Raw genomic sequence first — 13,079 nt, 5'->3', positions numbered from 1 at the left:
CGAATCACTGCGGGAGCGGGGACGCCCGCTCCCGTGGCCTGATGGCATTCGGCCGTTTCCTGTACGCGTGATATCGTTCCCCTCTCAGCCATCAGCGCCTCCAGAGACCTTCCGATGCTCAACACCGCCCATCTCCACCCTGGCTTCATGATCGTCCACGGCAACCGCCTCGACGACTTGCGTAGCCTGGTAGTGAGCTGGATGCGTCGCTACCCGCTGGCGCCTCTGGAAAACGAAATTGCCCTGGTGCAAAGCAATGGCATCGCCCAATGGCTCAAGCTGGCCCTGGCTGAAGATCCGCTGGAAGATGACCTGGGCGGCTGCGGCATCGCTGCTGCAATCGATGTACAACTGCCCGGTAGCTTTATGTGGCAGCTCTACCGCAGCGTGCTTGGCCGTAGCGAAATCCCCGAAGTGTCTCTGCTCGACAAGGCACCCCTGACCTGGCGCCTGATGCGCCTTTTGCCAGCACTCATCGAGCGCCCGCATTTCGAGCCACTGCGGCGCTTCCTCACCGATGACAGTGACTTGCGCAAGCGCTACCAGCTCGCCGAGCGCTTGGCCGACCTGTTCGACCAGTACCAGGTCTACCGCGCCGATTGGCTCAAGGACTGGGCCACTGGTGAGCACGTCATCAACACGGCCCGCGGCGAGCGCAAAGTTCTGCCGCCAGGCAACCGCTGGCAAGCCGAGTTGTGGCGAGCATTGCTGGAGGATGTTGGCGAGCAAGGCATGGCGCAAAGCCGCGCCGGGGTACACCAACGTTTCATCGAGCGCATCAACAGCCTGGAGCAGGCGCCTGCCGGGCTGCCACCGAGGGTGATCGTGTTCGGTATCTCTTCGCTGCCGGCCCAGGCCCTGGAAGCACTGGCAGGCCTGTCGCGTTTCAGTCAGGTATTGCTGTGCGTACACAACCCATGCCGCCACCACTGGGCCGATATCGTTGCCGACAAGGACCTGCTGCGCCACCAGTACAAACGCCAGCAACGCAAGCAAGGCATGCCCCTGCAACTGGACGACCAGACGCTGCACCAGCATGCCCACCCATTGCTGGCAGCCTGGGGTAAACAAGGCCGCGACTACATCAACCTGCTCGACAGCTATGACGACCCGGGCAGCTACCAAGGCGTGTTCAGCGACGGCCGCATCGACCTGTTCAGCGACGGTTCGCCCACCACGCTGCTCAACGAACTGCAGGACGACATCCTGGAATTGCGCCCGCTCGCCGAGAGCCGCGAACGGTGGCCGGCAGTCGACACCACAAAAGACCGCTCGATCCGCTTCCATATCGCGCACAGCCCGCAACGTGAAGTGGAGATCCTCCACGACCAGCTGTTGGCCCGCTTCAGCGCCGACCCGACTTTGCGCCCGCGCGACGTGATCGTCATGCTGCCGGACATCGACACTTACGCGCCGCATATCCGCGCCGTCTTCGGCCAGTTGCAGCGTAACGATCCACGCTACATCCCGTTCACCCTGACAGACCAGGGCCAGCGTGGTCGCGAGCCTTTGCTGATCGCGCTTGAGCACCTGCTCAAACTGCCTGACAGCCGCTTCGCGGTCAGCGAAGTGCTCGACCTGCTGGACGTGCCGGCAGTCCGCGCCCGCTTCGGCATCCGCGAAAACGACCTGCCCACGCTGCACCGCTGGATCGAGGGCGCTGGCATCCGTTGGGGCCTTGACGCCGAGCAGCGGGCGAGCCTGGGCTTGCCCGCCGGGCTCGAACAGAACAGTTGGCGTTTCGGCCTGCGCCGCATGCTGTTGGGTTATGCCGTGGGGGTGGGTGAGGCCTGTGATGGCATTGAACCCTACGATGAAATCGGTGGCCTGGACGCGGCACTGATCGGCCCGCTGGTCGCGTTGCTCGATGCGCTCGAAGTCGCCTGCCAGGCCCTGTCCGAGCCTGCCACCGTCAGCCAGTGGGGCGAACGACTGCATGCCTTGCTGCACGTGTTCTTCCTCGCCGAGGACGAGGGTGATGAATTCCTGTTGATGCAGTTGCAGGATCTGCGCGATAGCTGGCTTGAGGTGTGCGAGACCGTCGGCCTGCACGACCCGCTACCGCTGACCGTGGTGCGTGAAGCCTGGCTGTCGGGCCTCGATCAGGGCAAGCTGTCGCAACGTTTCCTCGCCGGCTCGGTCAACTTCTGCACACTCATGCCCATGCGCGCGATCCCCTTCAGGGTGGTCTGCCTGCTGGGCATGAACGATGGCGATTACCCGCGTGCGCAGCCACCGCTGGACTTCGACCTGATGGCCAGCGACTATCGCCCCGGCGACCGCTCACGCCGCGAAGACGACCGTTACCTGTTACTTGAAGCGCTACTGTCAGCACGTGACCAACTGTATGTCAGCTGGGTCGGGCGCAGTATCCGCGACAATAGCGAACGCCCGGCCTCGGTGCTGATCGGCCAGTTGCGCGATCACATCGCTGCGGGCTGGCATTTGGCCGACGCGCAGCAGGGCCAGCCCGCGAGACCGGGCGAGCAACTGTTGCACGCACTGACCCAGGAGCACCCGCTGCAGCCGTTCAGCCCTCGGTACTTCCAGAAGGGCAGCCCACTGTTCAGCTATGCCCATGAATGGCAGGTGCTGCACCAGCAGGGTGAGACAGACGCGCAGAGCGAGCCGGGCTTGCCGCCTTATCAGGACGCTGAAGCCCTGAGTCTGCACCAGCTGAATGACTTCTTGCGCCACCCGGTACGGCACTTCTTCAGCCAGCGCTTGAAGGTGTACTTTGAGGCGCTGGAAGCGCCGACCCCGGACGAAGAGCCCTTCGTCCTCGATACCCTGCAACGCTACGGCGCCAGTGAAAGCCTGCTTGGCGCCGCCTTGGCCGAACCGGACAACGCCGAACAAGCCTTGCGCGCCCAGGCCCGACGCCTGCAGGCCTGCGGTTTGCTGCCGCTAGCCGGTTTCGGCGAACTGCTGCAAAACGAGTTGATCGAACCGCTGCCGGACCTGCTGCAACGTCACCAGCAATTGCTGCAACGCTGGCCACAGCTGGTCGAGGGCGCTTTGCCGGTGCATTTCGAGCACGGTCAGCACCGTCTGGAGGGCTGGCTGGGCCGGGTGTTCCAGGCGGAAGATCAGAGCCTTCTCAGCATCACCACAGTACCCAACACCATCAGTGCCGGGCGCAACAACCTGAAGTGGCACCGCCTTATCGCGCCCTGGGTTACGCACCTGGCGGCCTGTGCAGCGGGCTACCCCTATAACAGTGCATTGGTAGCCAGTGACCTGACCCTGTTGCTTGCACCGCTGCCGCAAGCGCAGGCCGCGCAACTGCTGGGCGACCTGTTGGTGGCCCGTCAGGCGGCAATGAACGCGCCGTTGCCAGTCGCGGCCAAGACCGCGTTCGCCTGGTTGGCCCAGGACGATGCGGATAAAGCCATGGCCGCAGCAGCTCGCGCCTACGAAGGCGACGAACGCACCAGCTTTGGCGAACGGAGTGAAAGCATTGCCTTGGCCCGTCAGTTCCGGGACTTTGCAGCACTCACCGCTGACGAAACGTTTGAAGGCTGGTGCGAAACCTTGTATCGCCCGTTGTTTACCGCCCCTTGGCAGACCTTGGGCAACCCGGAGAAAGGCGCATGACCCAGGACCGTCCTCTGGCACTGAGTTTCCCCCTGCACGGTAGCCAGCTGATCGAGGCCAGCGCTGGCACGGGCAAGACTTTCACCATTTCGGCGCTGTACCTGCGCCTGATCCTCGGTCACGGTGGCGAACAGGGCTTCGAGCGCGAGCTGCTGCCACCGCAGATCCTCGTGGTGACCTTCACCGACGCCGCCACCAAAGAGCTGCGCGAGCGTATCCGCGCCCGCCTGGCTGAAGCCGCACGGTTCTTCCGTGGCGAACTGGAAGGCGCCGATCCACTGTTGCACCAACTGCGTGACGATTACCCACAAGAGAACTGGCCGCGTTGCGCCGGCCGGTTGGAAATCGCCGTGCAGTGGATGGACGAGGCTGCGGTATCGACCATCCATGGCTGGTGCCAGCGCATGCTACGCGAGCATGCCTTCGACAGCGGCAGCCTGTTCACCCAGACCCTGGAAACCGACCACAGCGAGTTGTTGGGCCAGGTCATGCGCGATTACTGGCGGCGCTTCTGCTATGGGATGCAAGGGGACGCACTGGCCTGGGTGCGCGGCAACTGGGGGAGCCCCGACGCCTTGCTGCCGCGCATTCGCCCACTGTTCGGCCGTGTGCGCGCCCAGCAGAATGGGCCAGAGCCCGCCGCATTGATCCAGGCATCGCTGCAGCAACGGGGTGCACAGTTGGCCCGGATCAAGGCGCCGTGGGCACAGTGGGCCGAGGAACTGCGGCAAATCTGCCGCGATGCGCTGGCCGCCAAACAGGTCGACGGCCGCAAGATGCAAGCCCGTTACTTCGAGCCCTGGTTCGACAAGCTCTGCGCTTGGGCCAGCGATGAGCAACTGGTAGAGCTCGACTTGGGCACCGGCTTTACCCGGCTGACCCCGGCGGGCATGGCCGAGGCCTGGAAGGGAGAACCTCCCGAGCACCCAGCCCTCAACGCCATGCAGCACTTGCAGCAGCAACTGCAGGCACTGGACAGCCCGGATGCCCCGCTGCTCGAGCACGCCGCCAGTTGGGTATCGGCGCGTTTCGAAGTGGAGAAGCGCCGGCGTGCAGAAATGGGCTTCGACGACATGCTCGTGCGCTTGCAGCACGCGCTCGCCAGCGAGGCCGGCGAGCGCCTGGCCAGCCTGATTCGTGAGCAGTTCCCGGTAGCGCTGATCGACGAATTCCAGGACACCGACCCGGTTCAGTACGGCATTTTCGAGCGCATCTACCAGATCAGCGAAAATCGCGCAGAAACCGGCCTGTTCATGATCGGCGACCCCAAGCAGGCGATCTACGCCTTCCGGGGTGCCGACATCTACACCTACCTAGCCGCGCGACGCGCTACCAGCGGCCGCCTGCACAGCCTGGACACCAACTACCGCTCCAGCAAAGCCATGGTGGCGGCGGTCAACCAGGTGTTCCTGCAGGCCGAGGCGCGTGAAGCGGGGCGGGGTGCATTCCTGTTCCGCGAGGCCGATGACAACCCGCTGCCATTCATCGAGGTGCGCGCCAAGGGGCGTGGCGAACAGCTGCTGATTGACGGTGAAGTCAGTGCAGCCCTGCAATGCTGGCAGCTGGAAAGTGAAGAGCCCGTCTCCAGCAGCGTTTACCGCCAGCAAATGGCCGCCAGTTGCGCCAGCCATATTGTGGCCTTGCTCAATGGCGGCCAGCAGGGCACGGCGGGGTTCCAGAATGCCGAAGGCGAATTGCGCGCCTGCTTGCCCTCGGACATTGCCATCCTGGTGCGCGATGGCCATGAGGCGCAGATGGTCCGCGCCGAACTGGCCGCACGCGAGGTGCGCAGTGTCTACCTGTCCGACAAGGACTCGGTGTTTGCCGCCCAGGAAGCCCACGACCTGCTGGCCTGGCTCAAGGCCTGCGCCGAGCCTGACTCAGAGCGCCTGCTCAAGGCTGCTTTGGCCAGCCTTACACTGGGCCTGTCGCTGGCTGCGCTGGACCGGCTTAACCAGGACGAGCGGGTCTGGGAGAGCTGGGTGATGCGCTTTCGCCTTTACCGCGACACCTGGCAGCGCCAAGGGGTGTTGCCGATGTTGCGCCACCTGCTGCATGACTTCCAGCTACCGCGCACGCTGATCCGCCGCAGTGATGGCGAGCGGGTGCTGACCAACCTGCTGCACCTGGCCGAGCTGCTGCAGCAGGCCGCTGGCGAACTGGACGGCGAACAGGCGCTTATCCGCCACCTGGCCGAGCATCTGGCCAGTTCCGGGCAGGCCGGTGAAGAGCAGATCCTGCGCCTGGAGAGCGACGAACAGTTGGTCAAGGTGGTGACCATCCACAAGTCCAAGGGCCTGGAATATCCCTTGGTCTACCTGCCATTCATCTGCACCAGCAAACCGGTGGATGGTAGCCGTCTGCCGCTGGCCTGGCATGACAGCGAAGGTAACGCCCACCTCACCCTCACACCCGACCAGGAGCAGATCGAGCGTGCTGACGACGAGCGCCTGGCCGAAGACCTGCGCCTGCTCTACGTGGCCCTGACCCGCGCCCAGCATGCTTGCTGGCTGGGTGTCGCCGACCTCAAGCGCGGTAATCAGAAGAGCTCGCAGCTGCACCGCTCGGCGTTTGGCTACCTGCTGGGGGGCGGCCTTGCCTTGGCTGGCTCGGCGCAGCTGACGGACTGGTTGCAGGCTTTGGCGGCAAGTTGCCCGCACATCACTTGCCCAGGCCTGCCGCAGGCGGATGAGCAGATGTATCGCATGCCACACGCCGAACGTGAGCTGCTGCCAGCACGCAGGCCACGCCATGCGGCTGCCGAGCACTGGTGGATCGCTTCCTACAGTGCCCTTCGTGTCGGCGATCAGACCCTCGGCGCCGACAGCTCGCAGGCACAGCAACTGCTGGATGACGAGGTGCCCGATGCCCAGGTGTTGCGCGAGGTCCCGGCCGACAGCGGCGATATCCATCGCTTCCCGCGGGGGCCTAACCCCGGCACCTTCCTCCATGGTTTGCTGGAGTGGGCGGGCCGTGAGGGCTTCTGCGAGGTCAGCGGCAACCCTCAACTGATCGAGCGTACCGTTGGCCAGCGCTGCAACCGCCGTGACTGGGCCGGCTGGATCCCCACCCTGAGCCACTGGATGCAACGTTTGCTGGGCGAGGCGTTGCCGCTGCCGGGCTGCGACCAGAGCGTAACCCTGGGCCAGCTGCGTCATTACCAGATCGAAATGGAGTTCTGGTTCGCCAGCCACCGGGTCGACGCAGAACAACTCGATCGCCTGGTGGCGCGTCACACCCACCCCGGTCTGGCGCGCCCAGCTGCGCAGCCGACCGTGCTCAACGGCATGTTCAAAGGGTTCATCGACCTGGCGTTCGAGCTGGACGGGCGTTACTACGTGACCGACTACAAGTCCAACTGGCTGGGTGCGGACATCCAGGCCTACGATGCCATGGCCATGGAAAAGGCGATTCTTGAGCACCGCTACGACCTGCAGTATGTGCTGTACCTGCTGGCCCTGCACCGCCAGTTGCGCGCGCGGCTGGCGGACTACGATTATGACCGCCATGTTGGCGGCGCCCTGTTCATCTTCCTGCGCGGTGCCAGCAGCAGCGGCCACGGCGTGTACCACGCCAAGCCACCGCGTGAGCTGATCGAAAGCCTCGATGCACTGTTCCGTGGCGAGCACGCGCCGGTACAGCAGGACCTGTTTGCCGGAGTTGCGCCATGAGCCGAAGCCTTGTAGACCTGTTGCCCACTCCGTTGCACGCCGAGCACCTGCTGGCGCTGGCACCACAGCACAACAGCGCTGACCTGCTGCAATTACTCGACCGCTGGGTTGAGCGGGGCTGGCTACGAGCCCTGGACCGCGCATTCGTCTCGTTCCTGGAAGAGCGTGCCCCCGGCAGTGATCCCTTGCTACTGCTGGCAGCGGCGCTGGCCAGCCACCAACTGGGGCACGGACATGTCTGCCTCGACCTGCAACAAACCTTGGCCGAGCCGGATTTCGCCCTGTCGTTGCCGCCGGAAGGTGACGCCCTTATCGGCCCTTTGCTACTGCCATCGCAACTGCTGGCCAACCTTGACTTGAATGCCTGGCTTCAGCGCATCAGCGCCAGCCCGCTGGTGGCCGCAGGTGATACGCCTGGCCAGCAAGCGCGGCCACTGGTACGCAGTGGCGAGCGCCTTTACCTGCGCCGTTACTGGAGTTACGAGCGGCGCATTGACCATGCCCTGCGCCAGCGCCTGAGTCAGGCCGAAGCACCGCCTGCGGACCTGCCAGAGCGCCTGGCGCAACTGTTCGAGGGCGGCGCGCCAGCTGGCCAGGTGGACTGGCAGAAGCTTGCCTGCGCCTTGGCCACCCGGGCCGGTTTCAGCATCATCACTGGCGGCCCCGGCACCGGCAAGACGACTACCGTGGTGCGCCTGCTGGCGTTGCTGCAGGCGCCGGCAGTGGAGCAGGGCAGGCCACTGCGCATCCGCCTGGCGGCACCGACCGGCAAGGCCGCTGCGCGCCTGACCGAATCCATTGGTCAGCAAGTCGAGCGCCTGCAAGTCAGCGCCGAAGTACGCGGGCAAATCCCTACTGAAGTCAGCACCGTGCATCGCCTGCTCGGCAGCCGCCCAGGCTCGCGGCACTTCCGCCATCATGCTGGCAACCCGTTGCCGTTGGATGTGCTGGTGGTCGACGAAGCGTCGATGATCGACCTGGAAATGATGGCCAACCTGCTCGATGCCTTGCCGCCGCGGGCGCGTCTGGTGCTGTTGGGCGACAAGGACCAGTTGGCCTCGGTCGAGGCGGGCGCGGTGCTGGGTGACCTGTGCCGGGATGCTGAGGAGGGCTTTTACTCGCCGGTGACTGCAGCGTGGCTTCAGCAGGTCAGTGGCGAGTCGCTGGCCGGCAGTGGCCTCAAGGCCGGCGATGAGCAGCGTCACCCGCTGGCCCAGCAGGTGGTGATGCTGCGTTTTTCACGGCGTTTCGGTGAGGGCAGCGGAATTGGCCAGCTGGCCAGACTGGTCAATCGTCAGGACGCTCACGCGGCGCGCAACCTGCTGGCCGCGCCGCCTGCCGACGTGCACAGCCTTTCGCTCAAGCACGAACAGGATCGTGCGTTCGACCGCCTGTTACTCGACGGCCCGAACCGCGGTACCGATGGACCGCAAGGCTACCGCAGCTACCTGCGCACCCTTGGCCGTTACCGGCCGGCACTTGATACCGCCTTTGACGACCCCGCCTGGGAGCAATGGGCGGGCAAGGTGTTGCGCAGTTTCGAGGATTTCCAGTTGCTGTGCGCGGTGCGCCGGGGCGCCTGGGGTGTCGAAGGCCTCAACGAGCGGGTGGCGCGGGTGCTGCACAATGCCGGTCTGATCGACAGCCAGCAGCCCTGGTACGAAGGGCGCCCGGTGCTGGTGACCCGCAACGACTACGGCCTTGGCCTGATGAACGGTGACATCGGTATTGCCCTGCGCCTGCCGGATGAGCATGGCCAGCCGCTGCTGCGCGTGGCCTTCCCGCGCAACGACGGCAGTGGTGGTGTGCGATTCGTTCTGCCGAGCCGGCTCAACGAAGTGGAGACGGTATTCGCCATGACCGTGCACAAGTCCCAGGGGTCGGAGTTCAGCCACACTGCCCTGGTGCTGCCGGAGGCGCTCAATCCGGTGCTGACCAAGGAATTGGTGTACACCGGCATCACTCGGGCCAAGCACTGCTTCAGCCTGGTCGAGCCACGCCAAGGCATTTTCGAAGAAGCGGTGGCGCGCAAAGTACGGCGTATTTCCGGGTTGATGCTCGAGCAGGTCTAGGGCAATGAAACCCATTACACGTGGCCGCATGCTCATACAATAAAGCGGCCATGTGCTATCGTTGCGCCGATATCGGAAGGGGCTTCAAGGGATTTCCCACATGAACGTGGCCGCAAGGCGAGTGACAAGCTGTGCGCTTTCGCTATTGCTGGCCGTCCTGTTCCTTTCTGCAGGCGCTGCCCGGGCAGACCCCGGCACAACCGCCGCCCAGGCACAGCAGCGCGCCAAGGCAGTCACCCAGGTAGTACTGGGTATTTTCAGTTACGCCCGCTGGCCCGTCGAACCTTCTCCTTTACGCCTGTGCCTGGTCGGCCCGACCGAGTACGCCGACGATCTCATCAAGGGCCATGTCCAGGAGTCCGGCCGGCCGCTGCAGGTGCGGCGCCTGCTGGCAGAAGACACCCAGGTCGCCCAGGCCTGCGATGCCCTCTACATTGGCAAGCTTGACCAGGGCCAGCGCGATCGGCTGTTTCAGCGTATCGGCGGCCACCCGGTGCTGAGCATCAGCGAGGCGGATGACCCCTGCACGGTCGGCAGCCTGTTCTGCCTGCGGGTCAGCGACCAGCAGGTGGCCTTTGAAGTCAATCTCGACTCGGTGGCACGCTCTGGCGTGCGCATTCACCCCAGCGTGCTGCAATTGTCGCGGCGCCGGGCGGAGCAGCCATGAAGCCGACCCGCAAGCGTACCGTGCGCCCGACCCTGCGCTCGGTGCTGGGCCGTGGCCACCTCAGCGTCGCCCTGCTTGCCGTTGGCCTGGCGGGTATCTCCCTCACCCTGCTGGGCGTGCTCGCCCTGCGTGTCTATGCCAACCATAACCTGCAGTTGATCGCTCGCTCGATCAACTACACGGTAGAGGCGGCGGTGGTGTTCGATGACAGCGCCGCTGCCAATGAGTCGCTGGCGTTGATTGCCAGTACCGAAGAAGTGGCCGAGGCCAAGGTCTTCAACAACGAGGGCGAGCAACTGGCGCACTGGCAACGCGACAATACCGGCATGCTCGCGCAGCTGGAGGTGCAGGTTGCCAGCGCCTTGCTGGATGAGCCGGTCATTCTGCCGATCGTGCACCAGCAACAGCAGGTCGGGCATATCGAACTGGCAGGCCAAGGCAGGAGCCTGTTGCTGTTCCTGCTCAGTGGCTTGGCCGGTATCCTGTTCTGCACGGTCCTCAGCGCCTTGGCTGCCCAGTATCTGTCGCGGCGCCTGCTCAACGATATCACCCGCCCGCTGCGTGGCCTGGCCAGTGTCGCCCATGCCGCCCGCCGCGAGCGCAGCTTCGACCGGCGCGTGCCAGAAGCGCCGATTGCCGAGCTGAACGAGCTGGGTAACGACTTCAATGCCCTGCTGGATGAACTGGAGGTGTGGCATAGCCACCTGCAGAGCGAAAACCAGACCCTGGCCCATCAGGCCAGCCACGACAGCCTGACCGGCTTGCCCAACCGCGCCTTCTTTGAAGGGCGCCTGAGCCGCAGCGTGCGAAATGCGGCGCGCCAGCAGGACCACCTGGCAGTGCTGTTCCTCGACAGCGACCACTTCAAGCAGATCAACGACACCCTCGGCCACGCCGTGGGTGACGAGGTGTTGATCAGCGTGGCCGAACGTGTGCGCGCCCAGCTGCGCGAGCAAGACCTGGTGGCGCGCCTGGGGGGCGACGAGTTTGCCGTGCTGTTGACGCCTTTGCATACGCGCAAGGATGCCGAACACATTGCCGAGAAGATCGTTGCCAGCATGAGGCTGCCGGTGCAACTGGACAGTGGCCGCAGTATCTCTACCTCGCTGAGTGTCGGTATTGCCTATTACCCGGATGACGGCGCTGACCCCGCCAGTCTTCTCAATGCCGCCGATGCGGCAATGTACCAGGCCAAGCGCAAACGCCGTGGCCATTGGCAAGTGGCGCAGACGGAACGGTCCGCCAACGAAATCAGGAACAGGAGTTGAACCCGTGATGCAAGCTTTACGATTCCCGCTTTGGGCCTTGTTGCTCGCCCTGCTGGCGCTGACCGGTTGTCAGAGCGCCCCCCCCAAGGGCCTTACCCCAGAACAGATTGCTGTGCTCAAGCGCGAAGGTTTCACCCCGACCGATGAAGGTTGGGCCTACGACCTGTCTGGCAAAGTGCTGTTCGGCAGCGATCTGGACAGCCTCAACGGCCAGAGCCAGGCGATTGTCGAGCGCATCGGCAAGGCGCTGCTCGGCGTTGGTATCCAAGGCGTGCGGGTGGACGGGCATGCCGACTCGTCGGGCAAGGCGGCGTATAACCAGCAGCTGTCCGAGCGCCGCGCGCAAAGCGTGACCAAGGCGCTGGTGGGGATTGGCATGCAGGCGCAGAACATTCAGAGCCGTGGCCTGGGCAGCAGCCAGCCGGTGGCGGACAACCGCACCAGCGCCGGGCGTACCGAGAACCGTCGGGTGTCCATCGTGGTAGCGTCCTACTGATCGTCGCCGCTCGGGCAGTCACATAGCCCCTGTAGGCGCGGGCAACGCGGTGCCTGGCACCGGCTTCGCCGGTGTTCGCGGGCAAGCCCGCTCCCACAGGATCTGTGCTTGTCCTTGGAAATGGACTGCCCCCCAAAAGTTGGACACCAATCCAACCCTTGGGGGCAGTCCAGGATCTGTGCTTGTCCTTGGAAATGCGCAGGCCCATCGGTCACATATCCCCTGTGGGAGCGGGCGTGCCCGCGAAGCAGGCGACGCGGTGCTTGGCACGGCTTCGCCGGTGTTCGCGGGCAAGCCCGCTCCTACAGGGACTGTGTTGCCCTTGGAAATGCGCAGGCCCATCAGTCCTGGGCAAAGCGCATCTCGCGGGTTTGCCCCATCAACAACGGCGCATTCGCCTCGGTCACCCCGCGGATGTAATCCCACAGCAGGGTAATGCGCTTCAACTTGCGCAAATCCTCCCGGCAATACATCCAGAACTGCCTCGTCACCTCGATCTCCTCCGGCAACACCGTGACCAATCGCGGGTCCTGCGCGGCGAGGAAGCACGGCAATATCGCCAGCCCACGCCCCTGCAACGCTGCCGTGTACTGCGCGATCACGCTGGTACTGCGCAAATGTGCGCTGGCGTTGGGGATCAGGTTGGCCAGGTACAGCAGCTCGGAGCTGAACGCCAGGTCATCCACGTAACTGATGAAGGGGTGTTTGGCCAGGTCCGTCACCTGGTGGATCGGCGCGTGGCTGTCCAGGTAGCCCTGGGTGGCATACAGCCGCAGGCGGTAATCGCACAGCTTGCAGCACACATAAGGCCCATGCTCGGGCCGCTCCAGCGCAATGACGATGTCCGCCTCGCGCTTGGACAGGCTGATGAAGTGCGGCAGCGGCAGGATGTCCACCGAAATAGCCGGGTAGGCGTCGACGAAGTGGCTTAGCTGCGGCGTGATGAAAAAGCTGCCAAAGCCCTCCGTGCAGCCCATGCGCACATGGCCCGACAACGCCACCCCCGACCCGGACACCTGCTCGCAAGCCATGTGCAGCGTGCTCTCGATCGATTCGGCATAGCCCAGTAGGCGCTGGCCCTCGGCGGTCAGCACAAAGCCGTTGGTCCGCGATTTTTCGAACAGCAAGGTGCCCAGCGCGCCCTCCAGCGAGCTGATGCGTCGCGACACGGTGGTGTAGTCCACGCTCAGCCTTTTGGCTGCACTGCTGGCCTTGCGGGTGCGAGCCACTTCGAGGAAGAACTTCAAATCGTCCCAGTTGAGCGCGCTCAGGGATGTGAGGTCTTTTTGCATGATGATCCGGTTTTTT

7 protein-coding genes are annotated in these 13,079 nt (G+C 64.5%); 6 read left to right on the top strand and 1 reads right to left on the bottom strand.

What is annotated here, in order from left to right:
* The first annotated feature begins 114 nt into the window (after positions 1 to 114).
* The 6 genes from recC (at position 115) to ACI7M0_RS22555 (ending at position 11,771) form a co-directional block, all read left to right on the top strand.
* Positions 115 to 3,597: an exodeoxyribonuclease V subunit gamma gene (recC, locus tag ACI7M0_RS22580; RefSeq protein WP_129932579.1), complete on the top strand. Its 3,483-nt coding sequence runs from the start codon at positions 115 to 117 to the stop codon at positions 3,595 to 3,597.
* Positions 3,594 to 7,268 (top strand): exodeoxyribonuclease V subunit beta, encoded by a 3,675-nt coding sequence (recB, locus tag ACI7M0_RS22575; protein ID WP_129932578.1) that lies wholly within the window; start codon positions 3,594 to 3,596, stop codon positions 7,266 to 7,268. Before recC ends, recB begins: the two co-directional genes overlap by 4 nt.
* A complete protein-coding gene (gene recD, locus ACI7M0_RS22570) occupies positions 7,265 to 9,340 on the top strand; it encodes an exodeoxyribonuclease V subunit alpha (protein ID WP_129932577.1) in 2,076 nt (691 codons plus the stop codon). The genes recB and recD overlap by 4 nt, the downstream gene beginning before the upstream one ends.
* 100 nt (positions 9,341 to 9,440) lie before the next feature.
* The gene (locus tag ACI7M0_RS22565; RefSeq protein ID WP_020191918.1) at positions 9,441 to 10,007 is read left to right on the top strand and encodes a YfiR family protein; all 567 of its coding nucleotides are present in this window, start codon (positions 9,441 to 9,443) and stop codon (positions 10,005 to 10,007) included.
* Positions 10,004 to 11,275 (top strand): diguanylate cyclase domain-containing protein, encoded by a 1,272-nt coding sequence (locus tag ACI7M0_RS22560; RefSeq protein WP_129932576.1) that lies wholly within the window; start codon positions 10,004 to 10,006, stop codon positions 11,273 to 11,275. Before ACI7M0_RS22565 ends, ACI7M0_RS22560 begins: the two co-directional genes overlap by 4 nt.
* Before the next feature lie 4 nt (positions 11,276 to 11,279).
* Positions 11,280 to 11,771 (top strand): OmpA family protein, encoded by a 492-nt coding sequence (locus ACI7M0_RS22555; protein ID WP_129932575.1) that lies wholly within the window; start codon positions 11,280 to 11,282, stop codon positions 11,769 to 11,771.
* Between the two features lie 341 nt (positions 11,772 to 12,112).
* Here ACI7M0_RS22555 and ACI7M0_RS22550 read toward each other — a convergent pair whose 3' ends face one another.
* Positions 12,113 to 13,063 carry a LysR family transcriptional regulator gene (locus ACI7M0_RS22550; RefSeq protein WP_020191923.1) on the bottom strand — a complete coding sequence of 317 codons (951 nt, stop codon included), beginning with the start codon at positions 13,061 to 13,063 and terminating at the stop codon, positions 12,113 to 12,115.
* Positions 13,064 to 13,079 lie beyond the last annotated feature (16 nt).

Source organism: Pseudomonas sp. 10(2024) (assembly GCF_045164175.1).
GTDB classification, from domain to species: domain Bacteria; phylum Pseudomonadota; class Gammaproteobacteria; order Pseudomonadales; family Pseudomonadaceae; genus Aquipseudomonas; species Aquipseudomonas alloputida.
Note: the sequence above shows the minus strand (reverse complement) of the source record. Positions and strands in the feature narration are given on the sequence as shown.